This is a genomic window from Moraxella oblonga NBRC 102422 (assembly GCF_001598275.1).
Taxonomy (GTDB): domain Bacteria; phylum Pseudomonadota; class Gammaproteobacteria; order Pseudomonadales; family Moraxellaceae; genus Moraxella; species Moraxella oblonga.
In genome coordinates, this window is sequence record NZ_BCYQ01000014.1 from 46,538 (window position 1) to 67,029 (window position 20,492).

18 protein-coding genes and 1 tRNA gene are annotated in these 20,492 nt (G+C 41.4%); 17 read left to right on the forward strand and 2 right to left on the reverse strand.

Annotation, left to right across the window (positions count from 1 at the left end; genetic code table 11):
* Positions 1-20: 20 nt before the first annotated feature.
* Positions 21-2,345, reverse strand: a complete 2,325-nt coding sequence (locus MOB01S_RS05505) for a dynamin family protein (protein WP_066802472.1) — start codon at positions 2,343-2,345, stop codon at positions 21-23.
* Positions 2,346-2,586: 241 nt separating this feature from the next.
* Between MOB01S_RS05505 and MOB01S_RS05510 the strand changes: the two genes are divergently transcribed.
* The 5 genes from MOB01S_RS05510 (at position 2,587) to rimO (ending at position 7,132) form a co-directional block, all read left to right on the forward strand.
* Entirely contained in the window at positions 2,587-3,387 is an 801-nt protein-coding gene (locus MOB01S_RS05510; protein WP_066802474.1) for a ferredoxin--NADP reductase, read from the forward strand.
* Positions 3,384-4,379 carry an ADP-ribosylglycohydrolase family protein gene (locus MOB01S_RS05515; protein ID WP_066802476.1) on the forward strand — a complete coding sequence of 332 codons (996 nt, stop codon included), beginning with the start codon at positions 3,384-3,386 and terminating at the stop codon, positions 4,377-4,379. The genes MOB01S_RS05510 and MOB01S_RS05515 overlap by 4 nt, the downstream gene beginning before the upstream one ends.
* A gap of 66 nt (positions 4,380-4,445) precedes the next feature.
* Positions 4,446-5,060 carry a bifunctional nicotinamidase/pyrazinamidase gene (gene pncA, locus MOB01S_RS05520; protein WP_066802477.1) on the forward strand — a complete coding sequence of 205 codons (615 nt, stop codon included), beginning with the start codon at positions 4,446-4,448 and terminating at the stop codon, positions 5,058-5,060.
* A gap of 94 nt (positions 5,061-5,154) precedes the next feature.
* A tRNA-Leu gene (locus MOB01S_RS05525) sits at positions 5,155-5,239 on the forward strand.
* A 489-nt stretch (positions 5,240-5,728) separates the two neighbouring features.
* A complete protein-coding gene (rimO, locus tag MOB01S_RS05530) occupies positions 5,729-7,132 on the forward strand; it encodes a 30S ribosomal protein S12 methylthiotransferase RimO (RefSeq protein WP_066802508.1) in 1,404 nt (467 codons plus the stop codon).
* A 198-nt stretch (positions 7,133-7,330) separates the two neighbouring features.
* Here rimO and uraH read toward each other — a convergent pair whose 3' ends face one another.
* Entirely contained in the window at positions 7,331-7,744 is a 414-nt protein-coding gene (uraH, locus tag MOB01S_RS05535) for a hydroxyisourate hydrolase (protein ID WP_066802479.1), read from the reverse strand.
* Between the two features lie 169 nt (positions 7,745-7,913).
* On the opposite strand from uraH, the gene pyrG reads away from it, so the two are divergent.
* The 12 genes from pyrG (at position 7,914) to sppA (ending at position 20,347) form a co-directional block, all read left to right on the forward strand.
* Positions 7,914-9,548: a CTP synthase gene (pyrG, locus tag MOB01S_RS05540; RefSeq protein WP_066802481.1), complete on the forward strand. Its 1,635-nt coding sequence runs from the start codon at positions 7,914-7,916 to the stop codon at positions 9,546-9,548.
* A gap of 417 nt (positions 9,549-9,965) precedes the next feature.
* On the forward strand, positions 9,966-10,832 hold the full coding sequence (gene kdsA, locus MOB01S_RS05545) for a 3-deoxy-8-phosphooctulonate synthase (protein WP_066802483.1): 867 nt from the start codon (positions 9,966-9,968) through the stop codon (positions 10,830-10,832).
* A gap of 18 nt (positions 10,833-10,850) precedes the next feature.
* Complete coding sequence (locus tag MOB01S_RS05550) at positions 10,851-11,966, forward strand: MalT transcriptional regulator family protein (RefSeq protein WP_066802489.1); 1,116 nt, start codon at positions 10,851-10,853, stop codon at positions 11,964-11,966.
* Between the two features lie 164 nt (positions 11,967-12,130).
* The gene (locus MOB01S_RS05555; RefSeq protein WP_066802490.1) at positions 12,131-12,559 is read left to right on the forward strand and encodes a hypothetical protein; all 429 of its coding nucleotides are present in this window, start codon (positions 12,131-12,133) and stop codon (positions 12,557-12,559) included.
* 91 nt (positions 12,560-12,650) lie between these two features.
* Complete coding sequence (locus MOB01S_RS05560; protein ID WP_066802493.1) at positions 12,651-13,139, forward strand: hypothetical protein; 489 nt, start codon at positions 12,651-12,653, stop codon at positions 13,137-13,139.
* Between the two features lie 40 nt (positions 13,140-13,179).
* On the forward strand, positions 13,180-13,725 hold the full coding sequence (locus MOB01S_RS05565) for a hypothetical protein (RefSeq protein ID WP_157073908.1): 546 nt from the start codon (positions 13,180-13,182) through the stop codon (positions 13,723-13,725).
* A gap of 11 nt (positions 13,726-13,736) precedes the next feature.
* A complete protein-coding gene (locus MOB01S_RS05570; RefSeq protein ID WP_066802497.1) occupies positions 13,737-14,258 on the forward strand; it encodes a hypothetical protein in 522 nt (173 codons plus the stop codon).
* Positions 14,259-14,324: 66 nt separating this feature from the next.
* Positions 14,325-15,641: a phosphopyruvate hydratase gene (gene eno / locus MOB01S_RS05575; RefSeq protein WP_066802510.1), complete on the forward strand. Its 1,317-nt coding sequence runs from the start codon at positions 14,325-14,327 to the stop codon at positions 15,639-15,641.
* 11 nt (positions 15,642-15,652) lie between these two features.
* Positions 15,653-16,087, forward strand: a complete 435-nt coding sequence (locus MOB01S_RS05580) for a septum formation initiator family protein (RefSeq protein WP_245640003.1) — start codon at positions 15,653-15,655, stop codon at positions 16,085-16,087.
* Between the two features lies 1 nt (position 16,088).
* Positions 16,089-16,793 (forward strand): 2-C-methyl-D-erythritol 4-phosphate cytidylyltransferase, encoded by a 705-nt coding sequence (ispD, locus tag MOB01S_RS05585; protein ID WP_066802514.1) that lies wholly within the window; start codon positions 16,089-16,091, stop codon positions 16,791-16,793.
* 8 nt (positions 16,794-16,801) lie between these two features.
* Positions 16,802-19,237, forward strand: coding sequence for a ComEC/Rec2 family competence protein (locus tag MOB01S_RS05590; protein ID WP_066802498.1), 2,436 nt, complete (start codon positions 16,802-16,804; stop codon positions 19,235-19,237).
* 72 nt (positions 19,238-19,309) lie between these two features.
* Positions 19,310-20,347: a signal peptide peptidase SppA gene (gene sppA, locus MOB01S_RS05595; protein WP_066802500.1), complete on the forward strand. Its 1,038-nt coding sequence runs from the start codon at positions 19,310-19,312 to the stop codon at positions 20,345-20,347.
* Positions 20,348-20,492: the final 145 nt, after the last annotated feature.

Sequence of the window (20,492 nt, forward strand, 5' to 3'; positions counted from 1 at the left end):
CTCTCGTTGGTTAAGGGTGATTAAATGCTTAAAGTTGCTTGTAGCATGTGTTCAAATTCATTAAGTTGATTTATTTGTCTCTCTGCCAACTCAAGTTCGTGCTGCAAGCGGTCAGCTTGTGATTTTTGAGCAAGGGTTTCAATCGCCATTGCCATATTGCTTTCAAATTGCTCTTGTAGTTGCTGACAATAATTTTTGGCTATTTGTCTGGCATTCTGTTTGACTTGTTCAGACAGAGCATCTATTTTATTGCGAATGTCTATTCCAATCTGAACGTAGGTGTCTTGCCAAAACTTATCAAGTTGAACCTTTGTTATTGTTCTGGTGCGAGTTTCTTTTTTGGTATGAAATAAATCAAGAATACTGCCCCAAAAACCACCTCTTTTTACAGACGCTTGATAATCTTCATAACTAATATTGACATAGCGACTGTTTAGCTGAAAATAATGGTCAAGACTCATCGATTGTTTGGATAAATTTGAAATGATGTTTGGCGGAATGTCATCAAAATATTCATCAAAGGTTTCTTTGATAAACAGTTGGTAGCGACCACGAATGTCTGCCAAGACTTTTTCTTGGTTTTGTTTGTCTATGGTAATTAAATCCGATAAAAAGTCATCAAGTAAATCTGAAAATTTTTTTCTGACACTCATCAATGCTTGGTGGGCTTTCTCTTTACTGTCCATTTGATAAAAGTGCCGACCAGAAGATTCTAATAATTGTTCAAACTTTTTATTGGTGTTGACAAAAAACTCTGCAGTCTTATCACTTAATCCTACTTCTGCACTCTGTAAATCAGCGATAAATTTATCAAATTTATCAGAGTGCTGAAACTTTTTTTCGGCATCACGAATCTTTTGGATAAGCTCGTCCAATTCGTGTTGTTTTTTGTCTTTTAATTGTAGGATATTGTCCAGCTCTGGCTTGATGTCGTTTAATATCTCTTGTAGGGCTTCCACCATCAGAGAGATGCGATAGGGTTCGTTGTATTTTTCAATATAATCACTTATCATCAGCTCAATCGCTGGTACGCCAGAACGCAATAATGGCGTATCGTCTAGTTTGCTGATTTTTGCTTTGACTCTTGGGTTTAAGGGCATATGCGTTATGAGATTTCTATCATCTTGGCGATTGATTTTTTTGCATAAGCCATCTAATGTATCTTCATCATCTTCATCAATTAAATGACTATTTAATTTATTTATACGCCATAATTTTGTTAATCTTGCAGTAATGGGGTAAACTTTTGGGTTAATAATACCATGCTTTTCTAAATATTGTTTGACACAAATCAAGGTATTACTGATGTTTTCATCTTTCCCAAAAAACTCATCCATACGATTAACCAAAAAGATAAATCTTTCTTTTGCTAAGTTCCCTTGTTCATTAATGACTTTGTTAATGGTGGAGAGTAATTGGTGGTCGCTTTCATCGGCAATTTTAGAACCATCTATGATGTACAAAATCAATGGGTTTTGTTTTGTGTCTTTGATTTTATTGAGCGTAATGATTTTATGATTGGCGTTGGCGGAGTTGGTGGGGCCGGGTGTGTCGCTCATTCTAAATTTGGTTTTGGCAGATAATTTAATGCCAATAAAATTACCTTCTAATTTAATGGTGCTGGTTTTGCTGTTATTATCTGTGTCACTATCGGTGTTTTTATTCCAGTCAGATAATAAGTCTCGGGCAATTTTTGCGGTATCAGGTTTTGTTAAATCTAGCTTTTGTTCGTTTAATAGTTCATTGTTTTTGTTAAAACGATAAGCGTGGAATATACCCTGAGGTAACTCTGGGTTGTGAGTAATCTCCGCCACACAAGCAGTAGTTGCTTCATTTTGAGCTGGCAATAAATCACAGCCCAATAAGGCATTGATAAAAGTGGATTTGCCCGATGACATGGTTGCCACCACAAAAATATCCACAACATTTTCACGAGCGATATTGAGCTTGGCGTGTGTTTTGATGCGTTCTTGGTATTGCTCTAGACTTTCAAGTTGATTGATGAATTGTTGTAAATTTTCTAGTCGCTTGCTGGCATTTGGCTTAATCACCATAGGCGTATAAGTTATCTTGAAGCCTTGTTGCTCTGCTTCACGAACGGCATTTTCCATATCTTCACAATCCACATCAAGTCCTGTAAACTGCAGACTTAAAGAAAATGGTTTTTTGTTATAACCATAATGCTCACTCAGCTCACTAAAAAATGAACCAAGCCAAGATTGTAAGGTCATATCCTTATAGGTACGCCAAATGCTTTTGTCATTTGGCACTTTACCATCAAATAAAAACTGAGCTTTGTTTTTGGTGAGTAGGGGGTTGTAAGTGATGGAAATTTTTGCAGTCATAATAACTCCTTGTTTTTGGCATTATATCTTAAATTTTAGTGCCTTGACAACATTTACTCGATAATCTTGTAAAATTGTGATGGTTAAAGGAAAACCGTTTGTTATGATTAATTTAAATGGTTGATTTTTATATGATTTAGTAAATTAATAACAGGTAAAAACTGGTTTTTGTCAGCCTTTATTTTACTTTTTTCTCCAATTATTCTACAATAGTCATTAACTTTAAGTATAAGAACGAACCATGTCCGACCAAAACGCCACCCCCATCACCGTTTTATCCAAAACACCCATCACCCCCACGCTGTTTAGCTTTACCACCACTCGCCCTGACTCTTTTCGCTTTGATGCAGGGCAATTTGTACGGCTTGGGGTCAATCCTAGTGAATTAAAAAACACTCAAAACGCCCCTGATGAACGTATTTTCCGTGCTTATTCGGTGGTGTCTAGCCCTTATGATGAGTGTTTGGAGTTTTTTAGCGTGGTGGTGCCTGATGGGGCATTTACTAGCCAACTACAACATTTGGCGGTGGGGGATACTTTGTATCTAAACCCAGAACCCTTTGGCTTTTTGACCCTTGCTCGCTATCAAGAACCTACCCCCAAAGATTTGTGGCTACTGGCAACAGGCACGGGACTTGCTCCATTTTTATCCATGCTTGGGGATTTGACGACTTGGCAAAATTATACCGACATCGTGTTGGTATATAGTGCCAGAACGCAGGCGGAGCTTGCCTATTTGGATAAAATTCATGAATTAAATCAGCAGTTTAGCGAACTGACTGACAACCCTGCTCGCCTGCATTTTGTGCCGATTATCACTCGTGAAAAAGTGGACGGTTGCCTAAATGCTCGCATTCCTGCCTTGATAGACAGTGGCGAACTTGAAAACTTTGTCGGTTTAAACTTAAATCCTGCCACTTCCCATGTCATGCTCTGTGGCAATCCGCAGATGGTGGACGATACCAAAGAGTCTTTAAAAAACAAGGGCTTAACGATGAATCGGCGTGGTGTGGGTAATATTGCGGTGGAGAATTATTGGTGAAAAACCTCCTCTACGGCTCGCTCATCGGTACGGCGGTGGGCGACATGTATGGTTTGCCTTATGAGGGTTTGTCTGCACGCCGTATTCACAAAATGTTTGGCAATCGCACGCAGTTTGCTCTCATTCCTTTCATTAAAGGTGGTATGATTTCGGATGACACCGACCATGCGGTGATGACGGTGCAAGCCTTCATTGCCAGTGGGGGCAACCCTATGCGGTTTGGGCGTTCGCTCAAAAGGCAACTCATGCTGTGGCTTGCTCATTTGCCTGCTGGCATTGGCATGGCAACAGGGCGGAGCATTGTCAAGATGTATTTGGGCGTGGATATGTTTGGATGCAAAACAGGCGTATACTCGGCTGGTAACGGCTCTGCCATGCGTGCGTCCGTGCTTGGTGTGCTGTGTGAGGATTTGCAGATGCTCAAAACGCTCAACCACATCAGCACCACGCTTACCCACACCGACCCCAAAGCCGAACACGGTGCGTATTTGGTGGCACTTTTGGCGTGGGTGGAGGCTCGTCATGCTAAGTGGAGCGAGGAGGAGATTTGGGTGTTTTTGTCGTGCCACATTGACCCAGAATTGTGGGAGTTATCAAGCACTTACACCCCAAATGAGCGTGGCATCACAGGCTATATGTATGACACCGTTCCTGCCGTGTTTTGGGCGTGGCGACATTTTCGTCATGCACCGCTTGAAGGCATGGCGTGGCTCATTCGTCAAGGGGGCGATACCGACACCACCTGTGCGATTTTTGGGGGGATTGTGGGCATCAATCACTACGCCCAACTGACCGACATGGGGCGGTGGTGCGAGCCTGTGATTCGTCCGACTTTTTTGTTAAAATTGAGCGAGCAAGCCTGCCACGTCCAACACACCCAAGTTTCACAAAGACCCATTGCCTTCGCTGGCGTGCGTACTTTGTGTAGAAATTTGCTGTTTTTGGGTGTGGTGTTATTGCACGGATTTCGGCGATTGTTACCGCCTTATTAAATCGTGCAAATTGACAAATCATTGAAATGGTTGGTTTTTTTTAAATCAACATAAAAGGAGCAACTCATGAAAGCCCTACTTGTCGTAGATGTACAAAACGGCTTTATCGGTGGTAATTTGGCGGTGGCGGGGGCAAATAATATTATCCCAACGGTCAATCGCTTGATTGATGAGTTTGATACAGTGATTTTGACCCAAGATTACCACCCAAAAGACCACATTTCTTTTTATCAAAATCATGACGGCAAAAAGCCATTTGACACCATAGAGCTACCCTATGGTACGCAGGTGCTTTGGAATGCTCACTGCATACAAGGCACGACCGATGCTGATTTTCATGCCAATTTAAAGGCAGACAAAGCCGAGCTGATTATCCGCAAAGGCTTTCATCAAGACATTGATAGCTATTCGGCATTCATGGAGGCGGACAGGGCGACTAGGACAGGGCTGGCGGGCTATTTGCGTGAGCGTGGCATTGATACGGTCTATGTGGTGGGCATTGCTACCGATTTTTGTGTGGCGTGGACGGCGATGGATGCGGTGGCGTTTGGATTTGATTGTACGGTCATCACGGACGCTACCGCTCCCATTGACATCGATGGCTCACTGGATAAGGCGATGGCGGATATGGCAGAAGTTGGGGTGAAATTTATTACCTCAAAAGATATTTTAAATCAATAATTTACAAACTTTTTTAAAATTTTTATAAAAAACGCTTGCCAAATTTTAAAAATACTCTATAATACGCCACATCAAGACAACTTGATACAAATCTGGGGTCGTGGCGAAATTGGTAGACGCACTGGATTTAGGTTCCAGCGGGGCGACCCGTGAGAGTTCGAGTCTCTCCGACCCCACCATCTATAAACCTGCTTTTATGGCAGGTTTTTTGTTATGTTGATTTTAAAATTTTTTTTTTAAAAATTGTTTAAAATTTGGTAGTTGGTTTACTTATCTATACCAAAACAACCTTAAAATGACCACAAAATTCCTTCTCGGTGGTAGGGGTGAATTGCAATTGACCTCTACAATCGGTGGTATATTTTAAGTTCGTTGGGTGCATTTTAAAATTTTAAAATGTTGGATAATGTCATTGACCAACTATCATCAAAGTTAAAATAGGGCAAATGCAATTTGTCCCTACATAACCAATTTTATCATCAAGGTAAAACCATTTACCCAAACCCATTCTTAATCAGCCAAGTTTTATCTTTAGCCAAAATACCATGAGCGTTCAAACTTTTAATCCCAAAAATCCAAATCCTAGCGAAGTGGGCTACCACCACAAAGCCAACCACAACCAAAACCGCACCATCGACCAAAGTGGTGATTTGTCAAACTCGCCCCTCATGTCCATCACCAAGCCTGATGGTGGTGTATCCAGTGAAATTGTTAAAACACCCAAAGTGGGCTTTGTCTCACTTGGTTGCCCTAAGGCACTGGTGGATAGCGAGCGGATCATTACCGAACTGACAAAAGAGGGCTACCAAGTCGCCAAAGATTATGATGGGGCGGATTTGGTGGTGGTGAACACTTGTGGTTTTATTGAGTCTGCCGTCCAAGAGAGTCTTGATGCCATCGGCGAGGCAATCACCAAAAACGGCAAAGTCATCGTAACAGGCTGTTTGGGTAAAGATGCCGAAAAAATTCGCACCATGCACCCTGCGGTACTGGCGGTAACAGGGGCTCATGCTTATGATGAGGTGGTCAAAGCCGTAACGCACCATGTACCAAAACCAAAAAAATCCAAAACTTATGACCCCAAAATCGACCTCATCAATGATGCAGGCGTGAAACTCACCCCTGCTCATTATGCCTATGTCAAAATCAGCGAGGGTTGTAATCATCGCTGTACTTTTTGTATCATTCCCTCGTTGCGTGGCGATTTGGTCTCTCGTACTATTGACAGCGTGATGAATGAAGCAGTTGCCCTTAAAAAAGCAGGGGTCAAAGAGCTACTCATCATCAGCCAAGATACTTCTGCTTATGGCGTTGATTTAAAATATAAAATGGCGTTTTGGCAGGGTGAGCCCATTCGCAGTAAGTTTTTTGATATGTGTCAGGCATTGGCACGGCTTGGTATTTGGGTGCGACTGCATTATGTCTATCCTTATCCGCATGTGGACGATGTGGTACAAATCATGGCGGACAGCATGAAAGCCAGCGGTGGCACAGGAGGGCTACTGCCTTATCTTGACATACCATTTCAGCACGCCAGCCCCTCTGTATTAAAGGCAATGAAACGCCCTGCCATGAGCGAAAATACCCTAGAACGCATTGCCAAGTGGCGTGAAATTTGCCCTGACATTGTCATTCGTTCGACCTTTGTGGTAGGCTTTCCGGGTGAGACGGAGGAGGATTTTCTCTACCTGCTTGACTGGCTCAAAAAAGCTCGCCTTGACCGTGTGGGTTGTTTTACTTATTCACACATTGATGGGGCGGTGGCAAACGACTTACCAAACCCTGTACCAGAGTCCATCAAACAAGAACGCTATGAGCGGTTTATGGCGGTGGCACAGGCGATTAGCGAGGAGAAACTCCAAGAGAAAGTCGGTCGCACGATGGTGGTTTTGGTTGATGAAATTGACGCCGATGAGAACATCGCCATTTGTCGCAGTCATGGAGACGCCCCTGACATTGACGGTCATGTCTATGTTGATAATATCGATGAGACGGTCAAAGTGGGGCAGTTTTTGACCGTTACCATTGATGAGGCCAGCGAGTATGATTTGTTTGCCAGTTTTGCAGGCTAATTTTGTGGGCTAAAAATACAAAAAGCGTTAAAGGTGAATTTAACGCTGACATTGTTAAATTAAAATATATTTTAAGGTTTCCCATTCGCCCTGAGCTATGCCTGCGGGTGGGAAAACCGTTGCGGTTCGACAAGCTCACCACGAACGGTTTTCAAAGAAAAGTATTCTTAATTAACAATACCTTAACCATCTCATCGCCTAGCTACCACGATAGGTGCTATAACTGTATGGAGAAAGTGTAAGCGGAATGTGGTAATGGCGACCATCGTTTTTAAGTTCAAAAATCACATCAACATAAGGATAGATGGTGTGAATACCTTTTTGTTGGTAATAATCACGTGTGAAAAACACCAACTTGTAGACACCTTCGCCTGATTTGGGGTCGGTTTGTGGTAGAAAGTTGGGGATACGACCGTTGTCGTTGGTGGCCTTTGTGTCCAATTCTTCCCATTTGTTGCCATTTTGTTTGAACAACTGTACCTTAACACCGGTAGCAGGCGTGCCAGCATTGGTGTCTAAGACATGGCTAGTAAGTAGGTATTTGACATCATTGGCATAAGCCATGACTGACAGACAAGCTAGAGTGCTAGCCATGATAAGTTTTTTTAACATATGCACTTCCTAATTTGCTTTTAAAGGGAATTTTTATTGTAGCATAAAAGATTTGGTTGTGTCATGATTTTTTATGGTAGAATTTTTTTTTTTAGATTTTGTGCGATAGCTCTATATTTTTTTACCAATTTTTAGTAAAATTCGCTTTTACCAGTAAGCGATGATTTGTATGACTAAATTTATTTTTGTAACAGGTGGTGTGGTTTCTTCTTTGGGCAAGGGCATTGCGGCGGCGTCTTTGGCGTCCGTGCTAGAAGCTCGTGGTCTTAAGGTTACAATGACCAAGATGGACCCTTATATCAATGTGGACCCCGGCACGATGAGTCCGTTTGAACACGGCGAAGTCTTTGTTACCGAAGATGGGGCAGAAACTGACCTTGATTTGGGCTATTATGAACGCTTTTTAAGACATTCTAAAATGTCCAAAGCCAACAATTTTACCAGTGGGCGGATTTATCAAACGGTGCTTGCCAAAGAACGCCGTGGCGATTATCTTGGCAAAACCGTGCAAGTTGTTCCCCATATCACAGACGAAATCCAAAGCCGTATTTTGGCATCGGGCGAAGGCTATGATGTGGCGATGATTGAGATTGGCGGTACGGTGGGCGATATTGAAAGCCTGCCCTTTATGGAAGCGGTTAGACAATTGATGGTTAAATTGGGGCGTGAAAATACAATGCTTATGCATTTGACGCTTTTGCCCTATATTTCATCTGCCAAAGAACTAAAAACCAAGCCAACCCAGCATTCTGTCAAAGAGCTACTCTCTATTGGCATTCAGCCTGATATTTTGGTTTGCCGTACCGAATACGATGTGGATACCGACACCAAACGCAAAATCGCCCTATTTACCAATGTGCCAGAACAGGCAGTGGCGGTGTGCAAAGACGCACGAAGCATTTATGAGATTCCTTACACCTTTTTTGAACAAGGGCTAGATGAACTGGTTTGTCAAAGATTTGGTTTTGATTGTCCCAAAGCGGATTTATCAGATTGGGATAAGGTCATTGATGGGCTATTTAATGCCGAAGGTGAGGTCGTTGTGGCGATGGTTGGCAAATATGTAGAACTGCCAGATGCCTATAAATCCGTCAATGAAGCCCTACTACACGCAGGCATTCACAACAAAACCCGTGTCAAAATCCACTATATTGATGCCGAAAAGCTAGAAACCGACATAAGCTTAATGAACGAATTAAAGGCGTGCCACGCAGTGCTTGTACCGGGGGGCTTTGGCGAACGAGGAACGGCTGGCAAAATGATGGCGATTCGCTATGCTCGTGAAAATGGCGTGCCGTATTTGGGTATTTGCTTGGGAATGCAACTGGCGGTGATTGAGTTTGCTCGCAATGTCTTGGGGCTTGAAGCCAATTCCACCGAATTTGATCGCAAAACCGCCAATCCAATTATCGGTCTGATTACCGAATGGTTTGACGAAAAAGGCGATTTACAAATTCGCTCGCTAGATAGCGATTTGGGCGGTACAATGCGACTTGGCAAACAAGAAGCCCATCTTGTTGCTGGCTCTCGCCTTGCTCAAATTTATGGTGCAACCACCATTTTTGAACGCCACCGCCACCGCTATGAGATGAACTCTCGCTATATTGAAGCCCTTGAAGAAAAGGGGCTAAAAATCTCTGGCTACTCTGCCAAACAAAACTTGGTAGAAACGGTAGAGCTTGACAACCACCCCTTCTTTGTAGCGGTGCAATATCACCCAGAATTTACAAGCTCACCAAGAGGCGGACATTCATTGTTTAATGCTTTTATTGGTGCGACGGTCAAGTTGCAAACAGCAAAGTAAAAATGATAGAATAAATGGGGCGTTTTTCGCCCTGTTTATCTATGGAAGTGAGATGATTGAAATTACATACAGGAGATGGTTAATTATGATATGGCATAATTCTGCAAGAAGCTGAGCAAGTGATACTATATCATAACGACAAATGATTTGGTATGATGCTAGATAGCAGTATGTTGTCTGAAAATGAGAGAAAATTGGCAATTTTGGATAATATTTTTGATAATGTTTAGGTAAAATCATTATTGGATTTGAAGTTTGATTGTGGGATGTTTGTTATATTAAACCACTACCTTAAAATTAGTTAAAATTTATATTCTTAGGGTATACACCACACTCAAACACTTGACAATCAATTAACCATCATCAACCCATTTATTTAACTGAATGAAATTAATTTAAATTTAAAAGGTATTTATCATGACACTGACCGCCAAATCTACCATTGAATTATCCACCCAATCAGGCGATATTCAAATCGCTAATGATTTGCCTTTTGTGTTATTTGGTGGTATGAATGTTTTAGAAAGCCGAGAACTCGCCTTTGAGATTGCTGAGACTTATATTGAGATTTGCAAAAAACTACAAATTGGTTATGTGTTTAAAGCCAGTTTTGACAAGGCTAATCGTTCAAGCCTACACTCCTTTCGAGGCCCTAGCCTAGATACAGGATTGACATGGTTAAACGACATCAAAGAAAAGTACGGCGTACCCATCATCACCGATGTTCACGAACCCTATCAAGCCTCACCTGTGGCAAAAGTGGCAGACATTTTACAAATACCTGCATTTCTCTCTCGTCAAACCGACCTTGTGAGTGCCATCGCTCGCACAGGGGCGGTGATTAACATCAAAAAAGCCCAATTTCTAGCTCCGCACGAGATGAAACATATCATCAACAAATGTTTGGAGGCTGGTAATGATAATGTGATTTTGTGCGAGCGAGGCACTTCCTTTGGTTATAATAATTTGGTGGTGGATATGCTTGGCTTTGATACGATGAAAGCGATGAATGTCCCTGTGTTTTTTGATGTAACCCACGCCCTACAAACACCGGGGGGACGAGCCGACAGTGCGGGCGGTCGCCGTCATCAGATTACCACCCTTGCCAAAGCAGGAATGGCAACGGGTCTTGCTGGGCTATTCTTAGAAGCCCACCCAGACCCTGATAAAGCCAAATGTGATGGTCCGTGTGCGTTAAGACTTTCCCAATTAGAACCGTTTTTACGCCAAATTAAAGAATTGGATAATTTGGTCAAAGGATTTGAGGTTTTGGATACGCATTGATTTAAAAAAGGATAGGATATGAATTTATTTGATTTTCTTAATGATGGTATGAGTGAAGATAAGTTTAAACAGCGTTTAGATGAGGCATTTGACAATCATTTGCCTATTGCTGATAAGGTCAATCAGTTACGCAAAGACTTAAATGATACCAAAACCATCTTAGAAATCGTTGCCCAATGCCTTGATAAGACTTTGGGTATTGATACGGTTGGGTTGTTTTATCAACAATGTAAGCTACATTTTGAGGTGGTGCAAAGTTATCATTATGTTGCTGAAAAAACGACACCAATTAAAAATACACAGTTATGGCAAGACAGTGTGGCTTGGCTGACGGTATATTATGAAGATATTTTTGGTTATGCTAAAGTAGATGAGCGATTTATTGAAATTAAAGAAGCTCCAATATTATGGTATTTTAAATGGGTGGTATCCGATATTGTAGAAAGCTCTCATATTATTAAAAAGCAAGTTGATGATTATTTAAAATTATTGGGATACTATTATACCCATATTTTTGATTTGGGCGAGCGTTCCTTATACAAATTGGTGGTAATGCAAGGCATTAAAATGGGTAATCATCAACTTGTTGAAACTTATTTGAATAAATGGATTGACGCAGAAGCAAGTCATTTTGATGACTGCTGGGCGTGCCAAGTTGATGATATTATTCGTGCCTATGTATTTTTGGGCGATTATGATAAAGCCTTAGAATGGTCAGAACAGATTTTAAATGGGTCAGTAAAATGTGGCGAAGTGCCAGAAGTTACCAACAGTTTAATCGCACAGGCTTATTTTCATACCAAACAACGACAAAAAGCCAAAGAGCTATTGGAAAGTGGTTATAAATTGGTAAAAAGTCAAGGGCAATTTATGCGACCCATTGCTGAGTTTATGCGTGTGGCAATATTGCTTGGCGAGACTGATATTGCAAAAATAATTTATGATGATAGTAAGGCATTATTTGAAGAATGTGAATCGCCCTTTGAAAAAATGTTATTTGTGATTGAGGCATCAAAATTGGACATTGCCGAAAAGTCAAAATTATTAACTGAGGCTAGAAAATTAGCCAAAGCATTTGATGAACGCAATGAAAATGACTATTACACTTCGCAATTGCCGATGTTGTATTCTTGATTTTGCTTGTGATGTATCTGCTCAATTAAAATTATTTTTATGCCAAATTAAAGAATTGGGTAATTTGGTGAAAGGATTTGAGGTTTTAGATACGCATTAAAATTTGTGTTAGATTATTGGGGTGGTTTTATACTTCCCCCAATAATTTTTAGAAGGATTTTAAAATGAAATTAGCCATTAATACCATTGTAATCACGCTGATGACTGCCATATTGACAGCGTGTGCTACCACTTCCAATCCTTATGAACATTTAAGTCCGCTTGACTATGATATCAATACTTATCAACCGCCTTGTCAGAGGGTAACGCAAACGATGGGTGGGGCGATTGTGGGAGAATATACCCAGTGTCCGCAAGTGCAGTATTATTGTACTTTAAAAGGTACAGGTCAGCGTATTCAATGTCCTAAATTTAATATGGAAAAGTATAATCAGGCGATGAATCAATTAGATTATATGCATTGGCAAGAGCTGTGCGATCACGCTTATCGTGCCAATCTTGATCAGCGAGAGGGCTTGGTAAAAATCAAATCATCATTGGCGGGTCAAAAAAATCCTTTATGTGATGAATATGGTAATCCTAATCCAAGATAATTTGGTTAAGGGCTTTGAGGTGCTTGATACGCATTGATGTTAAATGGCAAGGATAATGTATTCTTGCTGTTTTAAAAATAGGACAGTAAAAATGACAAATTCCATTCAATTAACACCATTTAGTGATGAAACAGGTGAAGTCACTGCAACCGCCAAAATTTGGGGGCAAGAAATTGAAGTCTTCTTAGATGAAGATGAATTTTGCGATACTTTGCCAAATCAACAACAGGTTGATAAAATAATCAAGCATTTAATATGGTTGAATGATAATAAAAAGCCAGTCATTGATTTTGCCTTAGAATGTGAAGATTTTGTGGAAAATTTTAATGATTGGATTGAAGATGAAGTTAAAAAATATGGTAAAGCCAAGCTATATGATGGTACAGTTTTAACGCAATCTGTCAGTTATGAGAAAGTTTGCCAAAGTATTTTATTATCATCAGTTTATGCTGTATTTTTTGATGATGAAATAACGCTAAGTGTGGATTTGGTAACTGAACCTGATTATTTTGGCGGACACACCTTTAATGTTGAAATTAATGATGATTTTTTAATGGAATTTGGCGGTGTAAATGGATAATGGTAAATTTTATTTTTAATTGAAATAAAGATATTTGAAAATGAAAAAATTTCTCTTATTCCCTTTAATGGCGATATTGGCAACCAATGCTTATGCGGATAATAAAATAGCAACTCAACATACTTTAAAAGCCATCAATGAGCTAATTGATAAAAATAAGCAAATGAGCATTCAAGCAATTCGTGAGAAATTGAATTTAACCAAGATTGATGAATTAGAATATTTTGAGAAAACGCCATTGGGTTATGAAGCTCAACATTTTGTCAATGATGATAAAAACCCTTTGTTTTCTATTCGTCGTTTTGTTTATTTTGATAGCAGTATTAATGATGCTGAGATTTTATATGGCGTTGAATTTGAATTTAAAGACAAATATTGCTTTGATGTAGAAATGTACGAAAAAATGATTGGGCAAAAGGCTTTTAAAGCGATTGACCCAATCCCAGTTCATATGGATAATGAAACGGTATTTAGAGATGATTTGGTGGTTACCAGTTATTATTTTGGTGATACTAAAAATTTTACAGAAAATGTGATTATTTTTGGTTGTGCTTTAAGTTATCAAAAAAGAATTGAATTTAATTAAGGTATTTTAAAATGAAAAAATTTCTATCATTTCCTTTAATGGCAATATTGGTAACCAATGCTTATGCCAATAGTAGTATTGATACCGTTAAACAAATTGTCTCATTAGCAGAAAATGGCGATATTTTTAATTTAACCAAAACAGCTGAAAAATTAACCCTTAAAGATGAAATTGATAGGGTAAAACATCAACCTGTGGCGTATGATAATCGCATTGAATATACTTATCCAATCCACACCCATCAAGTAATCCAGTCCATTTCTTATAGCGTGTCGTTTGGTGGGCGTGATTTAAGTGAAGTGCATAAAAATATTGTCATTACTTTTAAAACAGAATATTGCCCAAGCCTTGATGAATTGCAAAAAACCTTTGGCGAAAAGTTAATGGCGAGTGAATGGAGCGGTTCGCCAAGTTTGCAAACAGGGCAGGGCGTGCATTTTAGTGACTATCATATTTTAAGCAAAAAACACCTTGTTTTTATAAAAAATAATGGCTGTGAATTTTCGCTGATGGGGCGAGCCAAATTTGAATAACTGGTTTATATGAGCCAAAATTTGTGTTATAATTTTGAAAATTTTCCCCCATATAAGGATTTTGCGATGTACGCTGAAAATTACGACAACCAACTTGAAATCAAAGATATTGTTGCCCGTGAGATTTTGGATTCTCGTGGCAATCCCACCATTGAAGCCGATGTGATTTTGGCAAATGGGGTGATGGGGCGTGGTATTGCACCCTCTGGTGCGTCCACAGGCTCTCGTGAGGCATTGGAGCTTCGTGATGGCGACAAGGCTCGCTATCTGGGTAAGGGCGTCAAAAAGGCGGTTGCCAATGTCAATAGCCAAATCCGCTCTGCCCTTTTGGACAAAACGGTTACCAATCAAGCCAACATTGACAAAATTTTGCTTGACCTTGACGGTACGGACAATAAGGGCAATTTGGGGGCGAATGCCACTTTGGCGGTCTCTTTGGCGGTGGCAAGGGCGGCAGCAGTAGCAACCAATGTACCGCTTTTTCAATATATTGCCAATTTGCGTGGGCAAAGCTCGCTGTCTATGCCTGTGCCGATGATGAATATCCTAAATGGTGGGGCACACGCTGATAATACCGTTGATATTCAAGAGTTTATGATTGAGCCTGTGGGGTTTGATAGTTTTGGCGAAAGTTTGCGTGCAGGCACCGAAATTTTCCACGCCCTAAAATCAGTATTAAAGGCACAAGGATTAAACACAGCTGTGGGCGATGAGGGCGGTTTTGCTCCCAATCTGCGTTCTAATGAAGAGGCAATTACCGTTATTTTACAAGCCATTGAAAAGGCAGGCTATACGGCTGGCAAGGACATTTATTTGGCACTAGACTGTGCGTCTAGCGAATTTTATAAAAATGGTCAATACATCCTAGCAGGCGAGGGCAATAAGGCGTTTGATAGTCAAGGCTTTGCTGATTATTTGGCGAATTTGACTCGCCAATATCCGATTATTTCTATTGAAGATGGGCTTGATGAAAGCGATTGGGGCGGCTGGGCGTATTTGACTTCGCAGATTGGTAATAAGGTTCAGCTTGTTGGCGATGATTTGTTTGTTACCAATCCTAAGATTTTGCAAGAAGGCATTGACAAAAAAATCGCCAATGCCATTTTGATTAAATACAATCAAATTGGCACACTCTCTGAAACCTTAGATGCCATTTACCTTGCCAAACAAAATGGCTATGCCACCATTATTAGCCACCGTTCTGGCGAAACCGAAGACTCAACCATCGCCGACTTAGCGGTAGGGACAGCGGCAGGGCAGATTAAGACAGGTTCTTTGTGCCGCAGCGACCGTGTCGCCAAATACAATCAGCTTCTTCGTATTGAACAAATGGTTACCGCAAGTTTCCGTGGGCGTGATGAATTTATTGGATTGCGTGGCTGATTGGTGTTAAGATGACTGGTACCCAAGCAGATAAATCTGCTGTTGTCAAAATGAAACCACCCAAACTCTCGCCTGAGGCGTTTGGGTATGGTCTGCTCATTATTTGTGGCATTGTGGTATTGCTCATGCTTCAACATCGCTATTGGCATGGTGAATTTGGGCATGAGCGTTTGACCGAGCTTAAAAAAGAATTGCGTGAGCAAGAGCGTATCAATTTAGAGCAACGCAACTACAATGCCATTTTGCGAGCAGATGTTGAGGATTTGAAAACGGGTCTAGGAGCGATAGAGGAGCATGCTCGGCTTGATTTGGGATTGATTAAACCTGGTGAAACTTTTGTTCAGTTGTCGGTTGCTCCTAATGCATACAGTCGCCAAAAGGCGGTGGGTGTAGACAGTAAAAGTGCGGTTGAGCCTGTTGATGCCTTGATACCAGATGGGCAATAATATGGCGAACATTCATGCACTCATTGTTGGGGCAGGGCGTGGCAGTCGTTTTGGATCGGCATTGCCCAAACAGTATACCACCATTGGCAATAAAACGATTTTGGAGCATAGCGTAGCTTGCCTAAACCATGAATGTATTGCTGATTTGACGCTTGTTATCGCCCAAGATGATGAGATTGCCAGTACCTTAACATTTGATTTTGACAAGCCTATCTACATCACCACAGGTGGTGCGGAGCGGTTTTTGTCGGTCAAAGCTGGGGTAGAACACATCATGAAAAATGGTGCCAGTTTTGATGATTGGGTACTTATCCACGATGGTGCAAGACCTTGTTTGCCTGAACAAGATTTAAACAACCTTATTTGTGTTTTAGATGGCTTGACTGATGAAGTTGGGGCGATTTTGGCAACACCTGTCGCCGATACACTCAAATTTGTCCAAGATGGCAACATCAAACATACCATCAACCGTACAAATCTATATCAAGCCCAAACGCCACAAGTATTTAAAGCAGGGGCGTTGCTTGCCATGCTTGATGATGTGTGTGATAAAGGTTTGATGATTACTGACGAAGCAAGCGGATTTGAGCAGCTTGGGCAAATGGTCAAAATCGTCATTGGCTCTTGCCAAAACATCAAACTTACCTACCCTGATGATGTGGTGATGATACAAGCCTTGCTTGGTTTGCCATTTCAAATCACCTAAGGTTAAGTATGAATTGGTTGTTTGGGTTGTTGGTAGTAGGGGTGGTTTTTGCTGTTTTGCAGGTATTGCCAACTTTGCCCATGACCTTGAATGTGGCAAATTTAGAGCATGGTGTGTGGTTTTGGCTGATGAGCATATCCCTTGTGGGGTGTGCTTTTTTGTGGTCAAAATTTGCCAATTTAGCCCCCAAAACAGCCCCAATCAAGTTTGTCAGTCATGGTATGATAGTGGTGCTGATGAGTATGGCGGTTGGGCTATTTATAGTACGTACTGTGTCTGTTCAAACTGCCTTTGAGCAGTCTATACCCGCCCAAAGTTATACCGTACAAGCAACTGTTCATGTTGATGAAATTAGTGATGGCGTTTATGATAAAGCCTTGCAAACGCATTATCGGCAAAAGGCGATTTTGAGCGACTTGGTGTTGGTGGAAAATACCCACAAACATGCAAATAATGCCAAAGATGCACTCAATCCCTTTTATACGCCTGAAATCACACCCAAAGAAACGCCCACCTTACCCAAAGAAATGACCGTCATGCTTTCGGCATTTGCAAATCCCAAACAAGACTGGTCTGTACTTAATCAGCTTCGCCCAGACACCAAAGCTACCATGACGTTGACCATTTCGCCCATTGTGCCTGATAAAAGTGCCACAGGATTTGATAGTGGGCGTTGGTTACGCACTCGCCATATTCATGCCAATGCCAAAATCCTCACGATAGATGGACAAATCACGCCTGATGAGCCGACTTTTGTTGGGCGGTTGCAGGGCTTGCGTCAACGTTTGCGAGAGCATTTTTATCAAGATTGGCATACTATTGGTGTAGAAAAGCGAGAAGCAAAAGCGGTTACGCTTGCTCTTTTGACAGGTGATAGGGCATTAATAAACAAAGAAACCAAAGAGTTGTACCAGTTTGGTGGAATCAGTCATCTTTTGGCGATTTCGGGGACACACGTGGTGTTTTTGGCAATTTGGCTTGCTTGGGGCGTGTGTCATCTTGTGGATAAATGGGCATGGCTCTATCAACGCATATCACGCACGACAATTCGTCTTGTTGTCATGGTGGGGGCAAGTTTGATATATGCCTTGTTTACAGGATTTGATGTGCCAGCCGTGCGTACAGTGTATATGCTAATCATGGCGACTGTGGTTGCTCGTTTGGCACTGCCCATGTCGTCTATGACCGTATTGCTGTGGGTGGGGCTTGGCATGATTTGGCTTGACCCTGTCATGGTGTGGCAAGCAGGGTTTTGGTTGTCTTTTGTGGCGGTTGGGTTGCTTATGCGATACGGTGAACATGAGTTTGCTCAATCGGTTGGTGGATTTAAAGACCGACTGGTCGGTTTGATAAAATTACAAACTTACTTATTTTTTGTGATGTTGCCATTATCGGTATTCTTGTTTGGCAAGGTATCACTGTGGGGGCTTGTCGTCAATCTATTTGCGGTGGGTCTGTTTGGGGCGGTGATTGTGCCGATTAATCTGTTGGCAGGCGTGCTTTTTGTGGTTGTGCCACCCCTTGCAGATATGCTGTGGGGGATTTCAACTGTTATTTTGGGTGTACTCAATGATTTTTTAAAATTGTTACAAACCATCGGTGAATTTTGGTTGTATCATAGCATTGGTGGGTTGGGTGTGGTGTTTTTGATGCTTGCGGTGGCGTGTTTTGTCGTACCGATGATTGGGCGAAAATTTGCCATTGTGCCATTGACGTGCTGTATGTTTGTCTTGCAAAAACCTCTCATACAGGCAGATTTGTTGGTGCAAAGTTTGCCCAGCGATGATAACAAAATCAGCCGAGTACTCATTCGCCAAACCGCCCCTGATGTTGATGGTGGAGAGTTGGTTTGGCTTGTGATGTCAGATTTTGGCGGACGAATGGATGGTGTGCATCATGCCAAAGAGTTAACCGAGTTGTTAAAAAAGCACCAAATCAGTCATTTGACAGGCGTTATCGTCCAAACACCTAGCCCCATGCTTGCTCAAAGTGTGGAACGACTGCGTGAAAATTTTGCCATTTATCAGCATTGGCAAGCTGGCAAGTCAACCATGAGTGAATGTGTGGCAGATAAAACATGGCAGGGAGCAGGTTTGACGGTGTCGGTATTGACAGGTTGGACACAGATTAATGATGATAAAGTGTGGGGGTGTAGTGTGATGGTGGAGAGTCAATACACACCTACATGGGTAGGATTGATGGCTGATGGTGAGGTGCAGGAGAATGGTGTAAAGCGATTTGTCATCAACGGAGCAACCGATGGCATGGCGTGGCAGATGTATGATAAGATGTGTCATGACAAACAAACAGCAGATGTTTGGCTAACGCACACAGGGCATGATGTAGATGAGCGAGCGTTGTCATCATTTGCTCCCAAGCAGGTACTGTATCTGGATAAAGATACCCCAGAATCTCGCAGACGAATGCGTGAAAAGTTGTTCTAAAATTGTATCATGACTATCATCTTGGGCGATTTTGGTTTAAAATAGATTATTTTATCAATTTAGGAAAAACTCATGGCATGGCCACCAAACCCTGACAAACAACCTAATCAAACCCCTCAATCCCACCAACCATTACCCACTGTACCCACAGGTCAAGAATGGCGACTCTTAGAAAAAACGCTCATGGCGAGTATTGACGAACAACGCCGTGCTAGACGTTGGAGTATATTTTTTAAGCTACTGACTTTTGCTTATGTGGTGTTTGTGATTGCTCTGATGGGGCGTGGATGCAGTCCGACTCATAACAGTGCGATGCCATTAGAAGCAAACGAACCACATTTGGCGGTGGTAGAGGTCAATGGTGTGATTGCCAGCGATAGCGAAGCCAATGCTTACGACATTAATTCGGCACTGATTGAGGCATTTAAAAACAAAAACTCCAAAGCGGTGGTGCTTGCCATTAATTCACCGGGTGGCTCACCTGTGCAGTCTGATGAAATTTGGCAAATGGCAATGGAGCTTAGAAAAGAAAATCCTAACAAAAAACTCTATGCTATTATTGGCGATATTGGTGCTTCTGGGGCGTATTATATTGCAAGCTCTGCTGATGAGATTTGGGTTAATTCATCAAGCCTTGTAGGTTCTATTGGTGTCATTATGTCAGGCTACAACATTGAAGAACTTCTTAAAAAGGTTGGCGTTCAAGACCGCACCATAACCTCAGGACAATACAAGGATATTTTATCCATGTCTCGTCCGATGACTGATGAGGAACGTACCCATGTGCAAGCCCTACTAGATACCACGCACCAAAACTTTATTGAAGCGGTCAAAGAAGGGCGTGGCAAAAAACTTAAAAATCCTGAACAAAACAAGATTTTTACTGGACTGTTTTGGACAGGCAAACAATCTGTGGAACTTGGTCTGGCGGATAAAATTGGCAGTTTACACAAGCTAGAAAAAGAGCTTGAAGTCAAACATTCGGTCAGCTACACTTATGTAGATCCTATGAAAAAAGTTTTTGATCGCTTAGGCATTCAGGTTGGCAAAGGGCTTGGTCAAGGCGTACAGCTTAGCATAGAAGAGCGTAGCCAAACCAAATTGCAATAATTAATTATGATAATAAATAAAAGCAGATAATAAATAAAATTGTCTGCTTTTTTAGGTGTTTGGGAGAAATATACTAACCAAACTACAAATTTAATACGGTCTTGTAGGGGGCAATTGCAATTTACCCCTTGTATATCCAAAATAT

Excerpts from the sequence above, each read along its gene's own strand:
- pyrG (WP_066802481.1), top strand. The coding sequence starts at position 7,914 with ATGACTAAATTTATTTTTGTAACAGGTGGTGTGGTTTCTTCTTTGGGC.
- eno (WP_066802510.1), top strand. The coding sequence starts at position 14,325 with ATGTACGCTGAAAATTACGACAACCAACTTGAAATCAAAGATATTGTT.
- MOB01S_RS05550 (WP_066802489.1), top strand. The coding sequence starts at position 10,851 with ATGAATTTATTTGATTTTCTTAATGATGGTATGAGTGAAGATAAGTTT.
- MOB01S_RS05580 (WP_245640003.1), top strand. The coding sequence starts at position 15,653 with ATGACTGGTACCCAAGCAGATAAATCTGCTGTTGTCAAAATGAAACCA.
- ispD (WP_066802514.1), top strand. The coding sequence starts at position 16,089 with ATGGCGAACATTCATGCACTCATTGTTGGGGCAGGGCGTGGCAGTCGT.
- MOB01S_RS05570 (WP_066802497.1), top strand. The coding sequence starts at position 13,737 with ATGAAAAAATTTCTATCATTTCCTTTAATGGCAATATTGGTAACCAAT.
- MOB01S_RS05565 (WP_157073908.1), top strand. The coding sequence starts at position 13,180 with ATGAAAAAATTTCTCTTATTCCCTTTAATGGCGATATTGGCAACCAAT.
- MOB01S_RS05505 (WP_066802472.1), bottom strand. The coding sequence starts at position 2,345 with ATGACTGCAAAAATTTCCATCACTTACAACCCCCTACTCACCAAAAAC.
- sppA (WP_066802500.1), top strand. The coding sequence starts at position 19,310 with ATGGCATGGCCACCAAACCCTGACAAACAACCTAATCAAACCCCTCAA.
- uraH (WP_066802479.1), bottom strand. The coding sequence starts at position 7,744 with ATGTTAAAAAAACTTATCATGGCTAGCACTCTAGCTTGTCTGTCAGTC.
- MOB01S_RS05560 (WP_066802493.1), top strand. The coding sequence starts at position 12,651 with ATGACAAATTCCATTCAATTAACACCATTTAGTGATGAAACAGGTGAA.
- MOB01S_RS05555 (WP_066802490.1), top strand. The coding sequence starts at position 12,131 with ATGAAATTAGCCATTAATACCATTGTAATCACGCTGATGACTGCCATA.
- kdsA (WP_066802483.1), top strand. The coding sequence starts at position 9,966 with ATGACACTGACCGCCAAATCTACCATTGAATTATCCACCCAATCAGGC.
- MOB01S_RS05590 (WP_066802498.1), top strand. The coding sequence starts at position 16,802 with ATGAATTGGTTGTTTGGGTTGTTGGTAGTAGGGGTGGTTTTTGCTGTT.
- pncA (WP_066802477.1), top strand. The coding sequence starts at position 4,446 with ATGAAAGCCCTACTTGTCGTAGATGTACAAAACGGCTTTATCGGTGGT.
- MOB01S_RS05510 (WP_066802474.1), top strand. The coding sequence starts at position 2,587 with ATGTCCGACCAAAACGCCACCCCCATCACCGTTTTATCCAAAACACCC.
- rimO (WP_066802508.1), top strand. The coding sequence starts at position 5,729 with ATGTCCATCACCAAGCCTGATGGTGGTGTATCCAGTGAAATTGTTAAA.